The organism is Cytobacillus sp. ABV4_503 (assembly GCF_056158445.1).
Window position 1 is genome coordinate 1,523,869 of record NZ_JBSWTH010000001.1, and the last position, 18,272, is coordinate 1,542,140.

Consider the following 18,272-nt stretch of genomic DNA (forward strand, 5'->3'; position numbering starts at 1 on the left):
TTATGACTGGGTTTCTGCACTTTTTAATATTTTTAATTTTTAAAGAAATATAATATTTTAGAGTAAATGGTAGACAAGGGGTTTTTCATTTAATAAAATGAAAGCGCAGTCTATTTTTTTGAAGAGTTAGATAGGAGGATGGGAAATGAATATACATGAGTATCAAGGTAAAGAAGTCCTCAGACAATACGGGGTATCAGTTCCGAACGGAAAAGTGGCATTTACAGTAGAAGAAGCTGTTGAAGCTGCTAAAGAACTTGGCACTGAGGTATGTGTGGTTAAGGCACAAATCCACGCCGGAGGACGCGGTAAAGCTGGCGGTGTAAAAGTTGCCAAAAATCTTGATGAAGTTCGTACATATGCAGGTGAAATCCTGGGGAAAACACTTGTTACACATCAAACAGGCCCGGAAGGCAAGGAAGTAAAGCGTTTACTGATTGAAGAGGGCTGTGACATTAAGAAGGAATACTATGTTGGTCTAGTATTGGACCGCGCAACATCACGCGTAGTATTAATGGCTTCTGAAGAGGGCGGCACAGAAATCGAAGAAGTGGCAGAACAGACGCCTGAAAAAATCTTCAAGGAAGAAATCGATCCTGTACTTGGATTAACAGCATTCCAGGCGCGCAGAATCGCTTTTAATATCAATATCCCGTCAAAACTTGTCGGACAAGCAGTTAAATTCATGATGGGCTTATATAGAGCTTATATTGAAAAAGATTGCTCCATCGCTGAAATCAATCCATTAGTAGTAACTGGTGACGGCAAGGTAATGGCTCTGGATGCAAAGCTGAACTTTGATTCAAATGCTCTTTACCGTCAAAAAGATATCATGGCTCTTCGTGACCTTGAAGAAGAGGATGCAAAGGAAATCGAAGCATCAAAATACGACTTAAGCTATATTTCTCTAGATGGCAACATCGGCTGCATGGTTAACGGTGCGGGATTGGCGATGGCTACTATGGATATCGTTAAGCACTATGGGGGAGACCCGGCCAACTTCCTTGATGTTGGGGGCGGAGCTACAGCTGAGAAGGTTACTGAAGCTTTCAAAATCATCCTTTCTGATAAAAATGTAAAAGGTATTTTTGTTAATATCTTTGGCGGAATTATGAAGTGCGACGTCATCGCCACTGGTGTAGTGGAAGCAGCGAAGCAAGTAGGCTTGAATGTGCCTTTAGTTGTACGTTTGGAAGGTACGAATGTTGAATTGGGCAAGAAGATCCTTGCTGAATCCGATATCGATATCATCGCAGCTGAATCAATGGCTGACGGCGCACAGAAAATCGTTTCTTTAGTAGGCTAAGAATCAAAATTGAGCGGCCGTTCAGTGCTAATGTAATTTAGCGGATTCCTAATGGCATTTTGCCTGATAGTTTTATGCTGAAGCCTTTTGAGCGCAGGATGGCACTCTTTAGACCAGAAAGGAGAATTAACGTGAGCGTATTTATTAATAAAGATACTAAAGTTATAGTTCAAGGGATTACTGGTTCAACAGCCCTTTTCCATACAAAGCAAATGCTTGAATACGGAACGCAAATTGTCGGCGGTGTAACTCCGGGTAAAGGCGGTACTGAAGTAGAAGGGGTTCCTGTCTTCAATACTGTGGAGGAAGCCGTTAAGGCGACAGGAGCCAATGCCTCCGTTATCTATGTTCCAGCTCCATTTGCTGCAGATGCTATTCTTGAGGCGGTAGATGCAGAATTGGATCTTGCCATTTGCATCACTGAGCATATTCCTGTATTGGATATGGTTAAAGTTAAGCGTTATATGGAAGGCAAAAAGACTCGCCTTGTAGGTCCTAACTGCCCTGGTGTTATTACTCCTGATGAGTGTAAGATCGGCATTATGCCTGGATATATCCATACTAAAGGTCATGTAGGGGTTGTTTCCCGTTCTGGAACATTGACTTATGAAGCGGTACACCAGCTTTCACAGGCTGGAATCGGCCAGTCTACTGCTGTTGGAATCGGCGGAGACCCGGTAAACGGAACTAACTTCATCGATGTATTAAAAGCATTTAATGAAGATCCAGAAACGTATGCTGTAATCATGATTGGTGAAATCGGCGGAACAGCTGAAGAAGAAGCTGCAGAGTGGGTTAAAGCAAACATGACTAAGCCTGTTGTAGGCTTTATCGGCGGACGCACTGCACCTCCAGGAAAGCGTATGGGCCATGCCGGCGCCATTATTTCAGGAGGCAAAGGAACAGCTGATGAAAAAATCCGTGTAATGAATGAATGCGGTATTCAGGTAGCAGATACTCCATCCGTAATGGGTGAAACCCTGATAAAGGTTTTAAAAGAAAAAGGCCTTTATGATCAGTGTAAAACTCATTAATCTTAATTGATTGACTTAAGAGTAGTCCCTCTTTTTGAGGGGCTATTTCTGCATTGTGAAAAACGGCTATCCCCGCCCATACCCCGCTTTTTAAAAAATTCAGGAGGCTCCCCATGAATGAATTTAATATGAGGCTCATCCATCTCCATCATTGCAGAGGAATGAGCTGGAAGATGATTTATTACATTCTGAAGAAAGATCCCCAATTGAAATTTATGTATAATGATGCAACGCGCCGAATGATGCCCCAGATTTTCACCACTCTAGATTCACTTTCCAATGCACTCCAAGACCTTCATTCCGATCGAATCCAGAAACAAATCCGCCAATACTCAACAAATGGCATTAGAACCATAACTATTTTTGATGAGGAATATCCAAGGCTATTAAAAGAAACGTACCAGCCGCCATGGGTTATTTATGCTAAAGGTGATATCGGTCTTCTGAATAGAGGAACTAACCTCGCCGTTGTCGGATCCAGACAGGCAACAGAGTATGGAGAAAAAGCCATTCAATACATGATTCCCAAGCTTATTGAAAAAGGGATTATTATTGTAAGCGGACTGGCGGCTGGCATTGATGCCATTGCGCATAAGGAAGCAATCAAAAATAAAGGAAAAACAATTGGTGTCATAGCTGGCGGACTGTTCCATATTTATCCCCAGGCTAATCAAAAGCTGGCATATGAAATGATGAAAAATCAGCTGGTTATTTCTGAATATCCGCCAGACACTAGACCCTCAAGATGGCATTTTCCAATGAGAAACCGAATCATCAGCGGCATTAGCAGAGGCACACTGATAATCCAGGCAAAAAGCAAAAGCGGCTCCCTTATCACAGCTAATTATGCAGTTCAGGAAGGAAGAGATGTCTTTGCAGTTCCCGGAAATATATTTAGCCCGTTTTCAGGGGGCACTAATGAATTAATTCAGCAAGGCGCCAAACTGGTAAAATCAGCTGAAGATATTTTAGAAGAGTTCCTTTACTGATCAGTCAATGAAATAGGAGCCTTGATATTAATTAAGTGCTCCTTTTCTTATATCAGCCATAATAATTGTGTTAATTTAAAGGATTTTTTATAAAAAGGTTGAAATTCTATTAAAACTGTTATACATTTTGCAACAGGTATTATGGAAAGAAAAAGACTGCTTCTTTATACATTTTAGAATTTTTTCTTGGAAACGGTTGCGGAAATATTCCTCTTAAGTTTGACAAACTTGAATAGAATGTAGAATAATAATGAATATTTCAATACGCAGGCAGTAAAGCTGATGATAACAGCAAGCTGATGAAGAATAATTCTAATTAATTCAAGTATGCTAAAAAGACACTTAAACCGCTCCTCAGGATATAAATATCCAACCTGAGGCTGTTTTATAGGTTATTGATAAATGAAAGCAGGCAAGTATATCATGGCAACAAATACTGCATTTCAAGATTGATTTTGCCTGAATGTTTAAAAATCCCTCTCAAGGAGGACTATTGATGTCAGAGTTTCTTGTAATCGTTGAGTCACCTGCAAAGGCAAAAACGATTGAGCGTTATTTAGGAAAAAAATATAAAGTTAGAGCTTCCATGGGACATGTCAGGGATCTTCCTAAAAGCCAAATGGGCATAGATGTGGAAAATAATTTTGAACCAAAATACATAACCATTCGTGGAAAGGGCCCTGTTTTAAAGGAACTTAAGTCAGCGGCCAAAAAAGCCAAGAAAATTTATCTCGCGGCTGACCCCGACAGAGAAGGGGAAGCAATTGCCTGGCATTTGGCACATAGCCTGGACATGGATATTACATCGGATTGCCGGGTTGTTTTTAATGAAATTACGAAAGACGCCATTAAAGAATCTTTTAAGCATCCAAGGCCAATCAACATGGATCTTGTTGATGCCCAGCAGGCAAGACGGATGCTTGACCGTTTAGTCGGTTATAATATCAGTCCCTTATTATGGAAAAAAGTGAAAAAAGGATTAAGTGCTGGCAGAGTACAGTCTGTTGCAGTCCGTTTGATTATCGACCGCGAAAAGGAAATTAAGGACTTTATACCAGAAGAATACTGGTCCATTGATGGAGAGTTCCTAAAAGGAAAAACAGCCTTTGATGCAGCTTTTTACGGGCTGGAGAATGAAAAAGTGGAATTGAAGTCTGAAAGCGATGTTCAAAATATATTGAGTAAAATGAAGGGCAATAAATTCAAGGTGGTATCGGTTACCAAGAAGGAAAGAAAGCGGAATCCCGCCGCCCCTTTTACTACGTCCTCACTTCAGCAGGAAGCTGCAAGGAAATTAAATTTCCGCGCCAAGAAAACAATGATGCTTGCACAGCAGCTTTACGAGGGGATTGACCTAGGCAAAGAAGGAACTGTCGGATTAATTACCTATATGAGAACTGATTCAACACGCATATCTGAAATTGCGCAAAATGAAGCAGCAGATTATATTCAAAACTCTTACGGGAAAGAATTCCTTCAGGGTGAAAAGAAAAAAGAAAAGAAAAACAACAATGCTCAGGATGCTCATGAGGCCATCCGCCCGACGAGTACATTAAGGTCGCCTGCAAGTTTAAAAGAATACTTGTCGCGTGATCAGCTTCGATTATACAGGCTCATTTGGGAACGATTTGTTGCAAGCCAGATGGCACCAGCCGTTATGGATACGATGAGTGTGGATTTAAAGAATGGAGAAGTGATTTTCCGTGCAACAGGGTCAAAAGTGAAGTTCCCTGGATTCATGAAGGTCTATGTTGAAGGCACAGATGATCAGTCAGAGGAAAAAGATAATATGCTCCCAGACCTTAAGGAAGGGGATGAAGTCCTTAAAAAAGACATCGAACCCAAACAGCACTTCACACAGCCTCCTCCAAGGTATACTGAGGCAAGACTCGTAAAAACACTCGAAGAACAGGGGATTGGGCGGCCATCCACTTTTGCTCCGACTCTTGATACAATTCAAAAACGTGGTTATGTTGCTCTGGACAATAAACGTTTCGTTCCGACTGAACTGGGGGAAATTGTTCTTGAGCTAATCATGGAATTTTTCCCTGAAATCCTTGATATCGAGTTTACTGCAAAGATGGAAAAAGACCTGGACTATGTTGAAGAAGGCAAAGTTAACTGGGTGCAGATCATTGATGAATTCTATAAAGATTTTGAAAAGCATCTTGAAATTGCGGAAAAAGAGATGCAGGAAGTCGAAATTAAGGATGAACCTGCAGGTGAGGATTGTGAGCAATGCGGAAATCCAATGGTGTTCAAGATGGGTCGCTATGGAAAATTCATGGCATGCAGTAATTTCCCTGATTGCCGCAATACCAAGCCGATTGTAAAGGATATAGGTGTGAAGTGTCCGAAGTGCAAAGAAGGAAATATAATAGAAAGAAAAAGCAAAAAACGCCGGATTTTCTATGGTTGTGATAGATTCCCTGAATGTGACTTTATTTCATGGGATAAGCCGCTGCCAAGAAGCTGTCCAAAATGTGATAACCTTCTAGTTGAGAAAAAACTCAAAAAAGGTGTCCAGGTTCAGTGTGTTGAATGCGACTATAAGGAAGAAAAGCAAAGTTAAGGGTGGGCTTAAATGCTCACTCTTTTCTATTGAGGGATGAGCATCCAGATTACTTCCAGCCCGATTTCTTTCTTTCGTTTATCCCAAGGTAATGCAGCTGCAATTCGTTCATGAAACTTTTTTATTTTTAAATCGTATTGTAAAATGGCAAAATGAATAAGAACAGGGTAAAGTAAGAGAGACTGTTTTTAAAAATACTAATTAATCAGGACATTGTCATCATAAGTATATATGGAGGTTCATTTAATGAGAGATACAGCAGTAAATGTAATAGGAGCGGGATTGGCAGGCAGTGAGGCCGCGTGGCAGCTGGCCAGCAGGGGCATAAAAGTTAAGCTTTATGAAATGAGGCCAGTAAGGCAGACTCCTGCCCATCACACAGATAAATTTGCGGAACTTGTCTGCAGCAACTCACTGCGTGCAAATACCTTAACAAATGCAGTAGGGGTATTAAAAGAAGAAATGCGGAAGCTGAATTCTGTTATCATCCATTCAGCTGACAGCAGTGCCGTTCCTGCTGGCGGAGCCTTGGCGGTTGACCGCCATGATTTTGCCGCTCGTGTAACGGAACAAGTCAAAAACCATCCGAATGTAACGGTAATCAACGAAGAAGTGACAGATATTCCGGAAGGGCCAACAGTGATTGCTACTGGACCGCTGACAAGTGAAGCACTTTCAGGAAAATTAAAAGAGCTGTCCGGAGAAGATTATTTATATTTTTATGATGCTGCTGCTCCAATTTTAGAAAAAGACTCAATCGATATGAATAAAGTTTATTTGAAATCACGATATGATAAGGGAGAAGCGGCATATTTGAATTGCCCTATGACAGAAGCAGAATTTGATCGTTTTTATGAGGCTCTTACCATGGCCGAAACAGTTCCATTAAAGGAATTTGAAAAGGAAATCTTTTTCGAGGGCTGTATGCCAATAGAGGTGATGGCAAATAGAGGAAAGAAAACAATGCTTTTTGGCCCGATGAAGCCGGTTGGTTTAGAAGATCCGAAAACAGGAAAAAGGCCATATGCAGTTGTTCAGCTTCGACAGGATGATGCCGCCGGAACACTTTATAATATTGTAGGTTTTCAAACTCATTTGAAATGGGGGCCGCAAAAAGAAGTAATCCGCTTGATTCCAGGTCTCGAAAATGCTGAAATAGTAAGGTATGGCGTTATGCACCGGAATACATTTATCAACTCTCCAAAAGTCCTGCGCGCAACATATCAGTTCAAGAACCGGGATGATTTATTCTTTGCAGGGCAAATGACAGGGGTTGAAGGGTATGTCGAATCTGCTGCCAGCGGACTTGTGGCAGGCATCAATGCTGCAAGACTTGTTAAAGGAGAAGATCCTATAGAGTTTCCTCATGAGACTGCGATTGGAAGCATGGCGCGTTATATTACTACAGCTAACCCGAAAAGTTTCCAGCCTATGAACGCTAATTTTGGTTTATTTCCTGAACTTCCTGAAAAAATCAGAGGGAAAAAAGAAAGAAATGAAAAACATGCGGAAAGAGCATTAGGAACAATTCAGAACTTTGTGAAAAATTTGTAAATTATGTTGCGTTGGGCTGCTTAGTTGTGATACTATTTAGTAGCCCTTGCGAGGTGAACATTTAATGTCTGAAAATGTGAACGTTTCTTTAAAGTTGTTTATTGAATATTTACAAATTGAGAAAAATTATTCACAATATACAATTGAGCATTACCAGCATGATATTAGTGAATTTTTTATGTTCATGTCTGAACAAGCCATTGCAGATATAACAAAAGTCGAGTATCAGGATGTCAGGATATATCTTACTGATCTATACGATAAAAAGATGTCCCGTAAGTCTGTTGCCAGGAAAATATCAAGCTTAAGGAGCTATTTTAAATTTTTGCTCAGAGAAGAGAAAGTGGCTGAAAATCCTTTTGCACTTGTTTCCATTCCGAAAGCGCAGAAAAAGCTGCCGGAATTTTTCTATGAGGAGGAAATGAAGCAGCTTTTCGATGCTTGTGAAACAAGTACTCCTCTAGGGCAAAGAAATAAAGCACTTCTTGAACTATTGTATGCAACCGGCATCCGCGTTAGCGAGTGCAGCCAAATCCGCTTAAAAGACCTGGATATGTATTTATCAACGGTTCTTGTCCGCGGCAAGGGCAGTAAAGAGCGGTATGTCCCTTTCGGAAGCTTTGCCCAGGACGCACTGGACAAATACATAAACCATGGACGTAAAGAATTGCTTTCTAATGGGAACGTGCAGGATAATTTGTTTCTGAATGCCCGAGGCGGTCCGCTTACAGCAAGGGGAATCAGGACTATACTGAATAAGATCATTGAAAGATCATCCTTATCAGGCAAAATCCATCCCCATATGCTTCGTCACACATTTGCGACGCATTTAATGGCAAATGGGGCTGATATGAGGACAGTTCAGGAATTACTTGGACACGCATTTCTATCTTCAACCCAGGTGTATACACATGTTACGAATGAATACTTGAAAAAAACTTATATGGCCCATCATCCGCGGGCTTAGCAGCAGAATTTAATTACCCGATAGTCTGCAGAAAAATCAAAGGCAATATGCTCCAAAGGAGGAGTCTTTCATGTCCGAATTTCATGCTACAACAATATTTGCTGTGCATCATAATGGAGAATGTGCAATGTCTGGCGACGGCCAGGTTACCTTTGGAAACGCAGTTGTGATGAAACACACTGCAAGAAAAGTCAGAAAGCTATTTAATGGTAAGGTGCTGGCTGGATTTGCAGGCTCAGTAGCCGATGCATTTACGTTATTCGAAATGTTTGAAGGAAAGCTTGAAGAGTATAATGGAAACCTTGAGAGAGCAGCTGTTGAGCTTGCAAAAGAGTGGAGAAGCGATAAGGTTTTGCGCAAACTCGAAGCAATGCTTATTGTTATGAATACCGACAGTCTGCTGCTTATCTCTGGTACAGGTGAAGTTATTGAGCCGGATGATGGAATTCTGGCTATTGGATCAGGTGGCAACTATGCTCTTGCAGCTGGACGATCTTTAAAGAGATTTGCAGGCGAGCACTTATCAGCAAGAGAAATTGCGAAGGCCTCGCTTGAAATGGCTGCGGAAATATGTGTATATACAAACCACAACATCATTGTGGAAGAACTCTAATAAAAGGAGTGCTGTTGTATGGGTAAAGGAACAAATTTAACTCCCCGCCAAATTGTTGAGCGTTTGGATCAATTTATCATCGGTCAAAAAGATGCAAAAAAAGCAGTTGCTGTAGCACTTAGAAATCGCTATCGCCGCAGCTTGCTTGAAGAAAAATTGAGGGATGAAGTAAATCCTAAAAATATACTGATGATCGGCCCGACTGGAGTCGGAAAAACTGAAATAGCACGCAGAATGGCTAAATTGGTTGGTGCCCCATTTGTCAAAGTGGAGGCAACCAAATTCACGGAAGTCGGATATGTAGGAAGGGATGTTGAATCCATGGTCAGAGATCTTGTGGAAACATCCGTCCGTTTGGTTAAAGAAGAAAAGATGATCAGTGTAAAGGAAAGAGCCGAAGAAAGTGCCAACCGCCGCATTCTTGAACTGCTTGTACCGGGTTCCAAAAAGGCAGCTAATTATAAAAATCCTCTTGAAATGCTATTTGGCGGAGGTAATGATCAGCAGCAGGATACGTATCAGACAGAAGATTTAAACCTCCAGGAAAAGCGCAAGATTATAAAAGAAAAGCTTGCACTTGGCGAATTGGAAAATGAAGTTATTACCGTAGAAGTAGAAGAGCAGCAGCCTTCAATGTTTGACATGCTGCAGGGCTCAGGTATGGAGCAAATGGGCATGAATATGCAGGATGCTCTGAGCAGCCTTATGCCAAAGAAAAGGAAAAAAAGAAAACTGACTGTACGGGAAGCGAGAAAGATTTTAACAAATGAAGAGGCCCAAAAGCTGATTGATATGGACGAAGTCAGTCAGGAGGCTGTATTCCGCGCTGAACAGTCAGGAATTATTTTCATTGATGAAATCGATAAAATAGCCAGCAAAAATAGCGGCGGTTCTTCGGCTGATGTTTCAAGGGAAGGGGTTCAAAGAGACATTTTGCCGGTGGTAGAAGGTTCAACAGTAGTAACCAAATACGGTTCTGTAAAGACAGACCATGTATTGTTTATTGCTGCCGGGGCATTCCACATGGCTAAGCCTTCAGACCTGATTCCTGAATTACAGGGACGTTTTCCGATCCGTGTGGAGCTCACGAAGCTAACCGTTGAAGATTTCTATAAAATACTCGTTGAGCCTGATAATGCATTAATAAAACAATATGAAGCATTATTGGTAACTGAAGGTATACAAATTGAATTTTCTGACGATGCTATTCGTAGGATTGCACAATTTGCATTCGAAGTTAACCAAAATACAGATAATATCGGTGCAAGGCGTCTTCATACCATCATGGAAAAACTGCTGGAGGATTTATCGTTTGAAGCACCGGATATCACAATGGAAAAAATCACAATTACCCCTCAGTATGTCGAGGAGAAACTGGGAGCCATTTCCCGCAACAAGGATCTAAGCCAGTTTATTCTATGACCCATTGTTTAATTTTCCGGGTCATAGGGTACACGAGGAATGTATCCAAAATTTTATAAGAATGATCCAATAAGCAATAAGATAATTAATCTTAACAAAATATATGTTTATGGGTTGTAGCAAATAGGAGGAAATACAATGGATTTATTAACAAAAACAAGAAAAATTAATGCAATGCTCCAAAGAGCTGCCGGAAAACCGGTTAACTTCAAGGAAATGTCAGAAACACTAAGTGAAGTAATCGAAGCAAATATCTTCGTAGTGAGCCGCAGAGGTAAACTGCTTGGATTTGCTGTAAACCAGCAAATTGAAAATGAGCGCATGAAGCAAATGCTGGCAGATCGCCAATTCCCTGAGGAATATACTAAAAATTTATTTAACATCCAGGAAACTTCATCAAATCTGGATGTAGAAAGTGAATATACTGCGTTCCCGGTTGAAAACAAAGATCTTTTCGCAAATGGTTTGACTACAATTGTTCCTATCATTGGCGGCGGTGAGCGTCTGGGCACATTAATTCTTGCCAGATTGCAGGAACAGTTCCATGATGATGATTTAATTCTTGCTGAATATGGTGCTACTGTTGTTGGTATGGAAATTCTTCGTGAAAAAGCTGAAGAAATTGAAGAAGAAGCACGCAGCAAGGCGGTTGTACAAATGGCAATCAGTTCTCTTTCATACAGTGAGCTGGAAGCGATAGAGCATATCTTTGAAGAGCTTAACGGCAACGAAGGGCTTCTTGTAGCATCGAAAATCGCTGATCGTGTAGGCATTACACGCTCTGTAATCGTAAATGCCCTAAGAAAACTGGAAAGTGCAGGAGTTATTGAATCCCGTTCATTAGGCATGAAAGGTACTTATATCAAAGTTCTTAACGATAAGTTCCTGGTGGAATTAGAAAAACTTAAATCAAACTAATATAGTCCGTTAAAAACCCGTCCTTAATTGACGGGTTTTTTTATTACAAATAGATTACATTAAATTTTGGTAAATTTATGTATTTTTATCATTTTTTATAAGTATTTTAGTCTTAGTTTACATAATTTGTGATTGTGGTGTTAATCTTGTATGGTCAAAAAGACCTATTGTCGGAATGTAAGATAAAATTAGATGGGAGAATGAAATGGAGGGTCTTTGGTAATTATTAGAAAAATTCAATATAACTTTCAGCATATTTAAAAGATTTGTCGAAAATAGGACAAAAGAATCATTAAAATTAACCTTATGTTCATAGACATATTATTTCATATTCATTACAATAATGTTTATGATGACATATTTTGTCCATTATCACCAAATTTCTACAAAAATTACCAAGATAAAATTGTTTTATATGAGGTGTTATGATTGAAACTGTTTTCAGGCACTATATCAACATTAGAACAAGCATTGGATTACTCTTCGCTTAAGCAAAAGGTAATATCTCAAAATATTGCAAATGCAGATACTCCAAACTATAAAGCAAAAGATGCAAGCTTTAAAGAGGCTTTTCAGAGCGCTCTAGATGGATCAATGGAAGCAAACAAAAGTGATTTCAGGCATTATGACTTTAAGAATGCATCATCCTCAGGACAAGGTGTAGTGACAAAACGCAATGCTTCTTACAATCATAATGGCAATAGCGTCGATGTAGATAAGGAAATGGCTGATCTTGCTACAAATCAGATTTATTATAATGCATTGATTGAACGAGTTAGCGGGAAGTTTTCCAGTCTGCAAAATGTATTGCGGGGAGGAAAATAGTAATGTCTATGTTTCATAGTATGAATAACACAGCATCGGCTCTTACTGCCCAAAGGCTCCGCATGGATGTAATTTCTTCAAATATGGCCAATGCGGACTCTACCAGAAGTGTGAATGGAGATGGACCCTACAGAAGGAAGTCAGTAGTATTGGAACCGAAAGAAGGCCAATTTTCTTCTTTTTTAAATTTGGCAATGAGCCGAAAGGGCGGGAGCTCTCCAGGATACGGTGTAAAGGTGTCAAGAATTGCAGAAGATCGGGAGACGCCAACTAAAATGGTTTATGATCCAACACATGTCGATGCTAATGAGAATGGATATGTTGAAATGCCAAATGTGGATCCTTTAAGAGAAATGACGGATCTGATGAGTGCAACTAGATCTTATGAAGCCAACGTAACTGTTTTTAATGCCTCTAAAGGCATGATGATGAAAGCTTTGGAAATCGGCAAATAAGGAGAACTTTAAATGAATACTGTAACTTTTATGCCAGTGAATGCTTTAAAGCCTGCTGAAAATCAAAAGACTCATACATATACAGCATTCGATGCTCAGCAAAGTTTTTCGTCCGTTTTAAAGCAATCAATTGAAAAAATAAATAATGCGCAAATTCAGTCAGATGTAATGACTGAAAAGCTTGCAAAGGGAGAAAACGTAGACCTTCACCAGGTGATGATTACATCACAGAAAGCAAGCATTACGATGCAGGCTGCGCTGGAAATTAGAAATAAAGTAATTGAAGCCTATCAGGAAGCGATGAGAATGCAAGTCTAATTCTTAAATTTAAAAAATTGAAAGAATCTACTGAATGGTGAGGTTTTTTCAATTTTTTAATGAATGAAAATGATTAAAGCTAAAAACTAGTTAAGGCGGTTATTAGCTTAGACAGAATAACCGGAGGATTGTGATGAATGAGACGCTACAGAGATATATAGGTAAAGTGAAAGAATACTGGGGCAGCAGGACTAAAAAACAGAAGACGTTTATGATTGGTGCTGCTGCAATATGTATATTGCTGATTGCGGCTGCTGCCATCTTAAGTACCAGGACTACTCTTGTTCCACTATACAGCAACTTAACACCGTCGGAGACTGGGACGATAAAAGAAAGTCTCGATACCAGGGGTGTTGTATCTGAAATCGCAGATGGCGGAACAACGATTAAAGTTCCTGAAGAGGTAGTAGATACTCTGAAAGTAGAACTGGCAGCAGAAGGAATCCCGAAATCTGGAAGTATTGATTATTCATTTTTCAGCCAAAATGCCGGCATTGGCATGACCGAAAACGAATTTAATGTCCTAAAGCTGGAAGCAATGCAGACTGAACTGGCAAATTTGATGAAAGGGATCGACGGAGTAAACGATGCCAAGGTAATGATAAACCTTCCGGAGAAAGGCATTTTTGTAAATGATTCTTCTGAGGAAGCATCTGCCTCTATTGTTCTTAACACAAAACCAGGCTACCAATTTGAAGAATCGCAAATCCAGGCGCTTTATCACCTGGCGGCGAAAAGTATACCAAATCTTCCCACAGATAATATCGTCATTACTAATCAGTTTTTTGAGTATTTTGACTTAAAAAATAAACAAAATTCTTCACCGGAAAGCACCTTTGCAGCTCAGCACGAAATTAAAAAAGAGATAGAACGCGATGTACAGCGGCAGGTGCAGAATATGCTGGGCACTTTAATGGGGCAGGATAAGGTTGTTGTGTCTGTAACCGCCGATATTGACTTTACCCAGGAAAACCGAGAAGAAAACCTCGTTACACCTGTTGATGAAGAAAATATGGAAGGTATAGCTATTAGTGCTCAAAAGATTACGGAAACGTTTACTGGCAATGGCGATGCTGCTGGAGGATTTACTCCGGCTGGCGGCAGCGATGAACCTGCAGGCACTGATTCGGCTACTTATCAGGAAAGCGGAAATTCTAATGGGGATTATGAACGGATAGAAGAGACAATTAATAATGAAGTAAATAAAATCCGCAGGGAGATTGTCGAAAGTCCATATAAAGTCAGGGACCTTGGCATTCAGGTTATGGTGGAACCGCCGACAGCTGATGATCCTGCATCACTTCCGCAGGAAAGAATTAATGATATTACCCAAATACTTGGGACTGTTGTTCGTACAACCATTAATAAGGATGCTGCTGATGCTGAATTAACAGACGAAGCAATCCAGGACAAAATTGTCGTCTCAGTACAGCCTTTCAATGGAAAAGTTGAGTTTTCTAATGAGACTAGCACCAGTATTCCTTGGTGGATATATGCAATTGGCGGAGTATTGCTCTTAATCATTGCTCTATTAATCTTCCTTTTTGTTAAAGCTAGAAAGAGGCAGAAGCAGGAAGAAGAGATGGAAGAACAAGCTGCAGAGACATTCAATCTTCCGGATGTGAATGAAGAGCATGAAACCGAAAGTACAATGAGGCGCAAGCAGCTGGAAAAAATGGCGAAGGAAAAGCCTGAAGACTTTGCAAAACTGCTTCGCACCTGGATCGCAGAAGACTAAGGGGGATGAAAAATGCCAAAGAAAGAGCAAAGAGAACTAACAGGTAAACAAAAAGCGGCAATTCTTCTTATATCACTTGGTCCTGATGTAGCATCCTCTGTTTATAAACATTTAAGCGAGGAAGAAATTGAGAAATTGACCCTGGAAATCTCGGGAGTCCGAAAAGTTGATTCGTTTGCTAAAGAAGAAATACTTGAAGAATTCCATCAAATTGCCCTGGCACAGGACTATATCACTCAGGGCGGGATTGGTTATGCAAAAACAGTTCTCGAGAAAGCACTCGGTACCGAGCAGGCATCGGCCATTATTAACAGACTGACGTCTTCTCTGCAGGTAAGGCCATTCGATTTTGCCAGAAAGGCAGATCCGGCACAAATCCTGAATTTTATTCAAAATGAGCATCCGCAAACGATCTCATTGATATTGTCCTATCTTGATCCAGCGCAGGCGGGGCAAATCCTTTCTGAGCTGCCGCAGGAAATGCAGGCGGATATTGCAAGAAGGATTGCCGTTATGGATAGCACATCTCCCGAAATTATCAATGAAGTTGAACAGATTCTTGAGAGAAAGCTGTCATCTACTGTAACACAGGATTATACTCAGACCGGCGGCATTGAATCGGTTGTGGATGTTCTTAATGGAGTTGACCGGGCGACAGAAAGGACCATTCTGGACGCACTGGAAATTCAGGATCCAGAGCTTGCTGAGGAAATTAAGAAAAGAATGTTTGTATTTGAGGATATCGTTACCCTTGACAGCCGCGCCATACAGCGTGTGATCCGCGATTGTGAAAGTGAGGACCTCATGCTTTCTTTGAAAGTGTCCAGTGATGAAGTTAAAGAAATCGTCTTTAAAAATATGTCATCCAGAATGGTTGAAACCTTTAAGGATGAGATGGAATACATGGGTCCTGTGAGATTAAGAGATGTTGAGGAAGCCCAATCAAGAATAGTCGGCATTATCCGAAGATTAGAAGAATCAGGAGAGATCATCGTCGCTCGCGGCGGAGGGGATGATATTATTGTCTAGGCTTATTAAATCATATACTTCCGCAGTGCCAAAAGAAGAAAAGAAAGTCATTTCTATCAGACTGGTGCAAAGCAATTTAAATCATATTGAAGATGTATCTGAGCAAAACACGGATAGAACAGATGAAGAGCTTCAAGCCATGATGAACAGTGCCCGTGAGGAAGCTGAAAGGATTGTAAATGCTGCGAGAATAGATTCAGAAAAAAAGACTCGGCAAATGGAGGAGCAGCTTGAAGCGCTGGAACAGGAAAAACAAAAGGTTCTTGAGGAAGCCCGCTCTGAAGGATTTGCTGCTGGCGCTGATGAAGGCAGACAAAGCTCTCTCCGGGAATACAGTGAACTGATTCATATGGCAAGAGAAGTTGTAAACTCAGCCAAACATGATTATCAGCAGCATATCGAATCATCAGAAAGGACCATTCTAAATTTGGGATTAAAGGTTGCAGGAAAAATTCTTGGAGAAGTTCTAGATCAAAATAGCGACCAATTCCTTTCTATAGTAAAAAGAGCACTAAAGGAAGCGAGAGAATACACTGAGATTCAGCTCCATGTACACCCTATGCATTATGATTTGATTCTATCCCATAAGGAAGAACTAATCCGGGTATTTCCAAAAGAGACGGATTTATATATTTATCCCGATGAGGAACTGAGCAACACAAGCTGCATAATTGAATCGGCAAATGGACGAATTGAAGCCAGTGTTGACAGCCAGCTTGAAGAAATAAAAAGAAAACTCTTTGAGATGCTGGAGAGTGAACCAAATTGAAACTTGAACAGCTGATCAGCGAGGTGGAAAAAATTGATACCTTTAAGCGGTTTGGCAGAGTAAAAAGAGTTGTCGGTTTGATGATTGAGTCTCAAGGGCCTGAAAGTTCTATTGGGGATGTATGCATTATTCATATAGGCAAAGGGCGCACAAGAAGGATCCAGGCGGAAGTAGTCGGTTTTAAGAATGAGAATGTGATACTTATGCCTTATACAGATGTACAGGATATTTCACCAGGCTCTCTTGTCGAGACAACCTCAGGTCCTCTTGAGGTGAAAATTGGCCCAGCTCTTATAGGACAGGCAATAGACTCACTGGGAAAGCCTCTCGATGGAGGGGATTTGCCAAAGGGTTTGACACCGGTTCTAACTGAACAAACACCTCCTAATCCGCTCAAAAGGCCGCCAATCTCAGAACCTATTGAAGTAGGAGTAAGGATGATTGATAGCCTGCTGACAGTAGGAAACGGGCAGAGGGTCGGAATATTTGCGGGAAGTGGTGTCGGTAAAAGTACCCTTCTTGGAATGATAGCCCGCAATACCAATGCAGATTTAAATGTGATCGCCCTTATTGGGGAGAGGGGCAGAGAGGTTAGGGAGTTTATTGAGCGGGACCTCGGTCCGGAAGGTCTGCAAAGGTCCATTGTTGTGGTAGCTACGTCAGACCAGCCGGCACTCATGAGAATTAAAGGGGCATACACCGCCACAGCGATTGCTGAGTATTTCAGGGACAAAGGCTTAAAGGTCATGTTAATGATGGATTCAGTAACCCGGGTTGCAATGGCACAGAGGGAAGTCGGCCTCGCAGTCGGTGAACCGCCAACAACAAAAGGGTATACTCCTTCTGTTTTCGCGGTCCTTCCTAAACTGCTTGAAAGAACAGGAACAAACGAATATGGCTCTATAACTGCATTTTATACTGTATTGGTCGACGGTGACGACATGAATGAACCAATCGCAGATACAGTCAGGGGAATACTGGATGGACACTTTGTTTTGGATCGGGCGTTAGCGAACAAAGGGCAATATCCGGCTATTAATGTCCTGAAAAGTGTAAGCCGGGTTATGAACCATATTGCAGATGCCTCCCATATAAAATCAGCTGAAAAAGTAAGAGAAATGCTGAGCACATATATAAATGCAGAGGATTTGATTAATATTGGAGCCTACAAGCGCGGGTCCTCAATGGAAATAGACGAAGCCATTCGGTTGTATCCTTCGATTATCTCTTTCTTGAAACAAGAAACGAATGAAAAAATTTCTATCTTGGAAAGCATCGGCCAATTAAAAGGATTAGCTGGAAAAGGGGAATAAAAATTGCAGTATCAATTTAAGTTCAAAAAAATCTTGAAGATAAAAGAAAGAGAAAAAGATCATGCGTTTGATGTATACAATCAGGCTGTCAAACGATTTGAAGAAACTGCCAATAAACTGTACGATCTTCTGAAAAAGAAAGAAGATCTGGAGGAATATCAGCATTCAAGACTGGCTGAAGGACTTCCGGTTCAGGAAATCAGGCATCACCAGCATTTTGTAAGCAGTCTTGAGAAAACAATTGACCATTATCAAAAGATGGTCGCCAATGCGCGAACCCAAATGAATTTCCAGCAGGAAAAACTAATGGAAAAGAATATTGAAGTTAAGAAATATGAAAAGATGCAGGAAAAAGATTTAATTGGCTTTTTGGAAAACATGAAGCAAGCAGAAGGAAGGCAAATGGATGATATCTCGATTCAGATGTATATGAATCGGGGAAATTAGGTG

17 protein-coding genes are annotated in these 18,272 nt (G+C 40.7%); all 17 read left to right on the forward strand.

Annotated elements, in window-relative coordinates; genetic code table 11:
- Positions 1–145: 145 nt before the first annotated feature.
- A complete protein-coding gene (gene sucC, locus ACXAD1_RS07755) occupies positions 146–1,306 on the forward strand; it encodes an ADP-forming succinate--CoA ligase subunit beta (RefSeq protein WP_206836341.1) in 1,161 nt (386 codons plus the stop codon).
- Positions 1,307–1,437: 131 nt separating this feature from the next.
- Positions 1,438–2,340: a succinate--CoA ligase subunit alpha gene (sucD, locus tag ACXAD1_RS07760; RefSeq protein WP_009330772.1), complete on the forward strand. Its 903-nt coding sequence runs from the start codon at positions 1,438–1,440 to the stop codon at positions 2,338–2,340.
- A gap of 113 nt (positions 2,341–2,453) precedes the next feature.
- Positions 2,454–3,329, forward strand: coding sequence for a DNA-processing protein DprA (gene dprA / locus ACXAD1_RS07765; protein ID WP_474909776.1), 876 nt, complete (start codon positions 2,454–2,456; stop codon positions 3,327–3,329).
- 496 nt (positions 3,330–3,825) lie between these two features.
- On the forward strand, positions 3,826–5,901 hold the full coding sequence (topA, locus tag ACXAD1_RS07770) for a type I DNA topoisomerase (protein WP_206836346.1): 2,076 nt from the start codon (positions 3,826–3,828) through the stop codon (positions 5,899–5,901).
- A 246-nt stretch (positions 5,902–6,147) separates the two neighbouring features.
- The gene (trmFO, locus tag ACXAD1_RS07775; protein WP_474909777.1) at positions 6,148–7,455 is read left to right on the forward strand and encodes an FADH(2)-oxidizing methylenetetrahydrofolate--tRNA-(uracil(54)-C(5))-methyltransferase TrmFO; all 1,308 of its coding nucleotides are present in this window, start codon (positions 6,148–6,150) and stop codon (positions 7,453–7,455) included.
- 64 nt (positions 7,456–7,519) lie between these two features.
- Positions 7,520–8,422 (forward strand): tyrosine recombinase XerC, encoded by a 903-nt coding sequence (gene xerC, locus ACXAD1_RS07780; RefSeq protein WP_474909778.1) that lies wholly within the window; start codon positions 7,520–7,522, stop codon positions 8,420–8,422.
- Positions 8,423–8,492: 70 nt separating this feature from the next.
- The gene (gene hslV / locus ACXAD1_RS07785; protein WP_009330767.1) at positions 8,493–9,035 is read left to right on the forward strand and encodes an ATP-dependent protease subunit HslV; all 543 of its coding nucleotides are present in this window, start codon (positions 8,493–8,495) and stop codon (positions 9,033–9,035) included.
- An 18-nt stretch (positions 9,036–9,053) separates the two neighbouring features.
- The gene (gene hslU, locus ACXAD1_RS07790; RefSeq protein WP_370222794.1) at positions 9,054–10,457 is read left to right on the forward strand and encodes an HslU--HslV peptidase ATPase subunit; all 1,404 of its coding nucleotides are present in this window, start codon (positions 9,054–9,056) and stop codon (positions 10,455–10,457) included.
- A gap of 138 nt (positions 10,458–10,595) precedes the next feature.
- A complete protein-coding gene (gene codY, locus ACXAD1_RS07795; protein WP_206836360.1) occupies positions 10,596–11,375 on the forward strand; it encodes a GTP-sensing pleiotropic transcriptional regulator CodY in 780 nt (259 codons plus the stop codon).
- A gap of 429 nt (positions 11,376–11,804) precedes the next feature.
- Positions 11,805–12,200: a flagellar basal body rod protein FlgB gene (gene flgB, locus ACXAD1_RS07800; RefSeq protein ID WP_206836364.1), complete on the forward strand. Its 396-nt coding sequence runs from the start codon at positions 11,805–11,807 to the stop codon at positions 12,198–12,200.
- A 2-nt stretch (positions 12,201–12,202) separates the two neighbouring features.
- Positions 12,203–12,655, forward strand: a complete 453-nt coding sequence (flgC, locus tag ACXAD1_RS07805) for a flagellar basal body rod protein FlgC (protein ID WP_474909779.1) — start codon at positions 12,203–12,205, stop codon at positions 12,653–12,655.
- Positions 12,656–12,667: 12 nt separating this feature from the next.
- Complete coding sequence (gene fliE / locus ACXAD1_RS07810; RefSeq protein ID WP_206836372.1) at positions 12,668–12,973, forward strand: flagellar hook-basal body complex protein FliE; 306 nt, start codon at positions 12,668–12,670, stop codon at positions 12,971–12,973.
- Between the two features lie 133 nt (positions 12,974–13,106).
- The gene (gene fliF / locus ACXAD1_RS07815) at positions 13,107–14,711 is read left to right on the forward strand and encodes a flagellar basal-body MS-ring/collar protein FliF (protein WP_474909780.1); all 1,605 of its coding nucleotides are present in this window, start codon (positions 13,107–13,109) and stop codon (positions 14,709–14,711) included.
- Positions 14,712–14,723: 12 nt separating this feature from the next.
- Positions 14,724–15,740 carry a flagellar motor switch protein FliG gene (fliG, locus tag ACXAD1_RS07820; RefSeq protein ID WP_206836377.1) on the forward strand — a complete coding sequence of 339 codons (1,017 nt, stop codon included), beginning with the start codon at positions 14,724–14,726 and terminating at the stop codon, positions 15,738–15,740.
- Entirely contained in the window at positions 15,724–16,509 is a 786-nt protein-coding gene (fliH, locus tag ACXAD1_RS07825; RefSeq protein WP_474909781.1) for a flagellar assembly protein FliH, read from the forward strand. The genes fliG and fliH overlap by 17 nt, the downstream gene beginning before the upstream one ends.
- Positions 16,506–17,822 (forward strand): flagellar protein export ATPase FliI, encoded by a 1,317-nt coding sequence (fliI, locus tag ACXAD1_RS07830; protein WP_370222784.1) that lies wholly within the window; start codon positions 16,506–16,508, stop codon positions 17,820–17,822. The genes fliH and fliI overlap by 4 nt, the downstream gene beginning before the upstream one ends.
- Before the next feature lie 3 nt (positions 17,823–17,825).
- Entirely contained in the window at positions 17,826–18,269 is a 444-nt protein-coding gene (gene fliJ / locus ACXAD1_RS07835; RefSeq protein WP_474909782.1) for a flagellar export protein FliJ, read from the forward strand.
- The last annotated feature ends 3 nt before the right edge of the window (positions 18,270–18,272 follow it).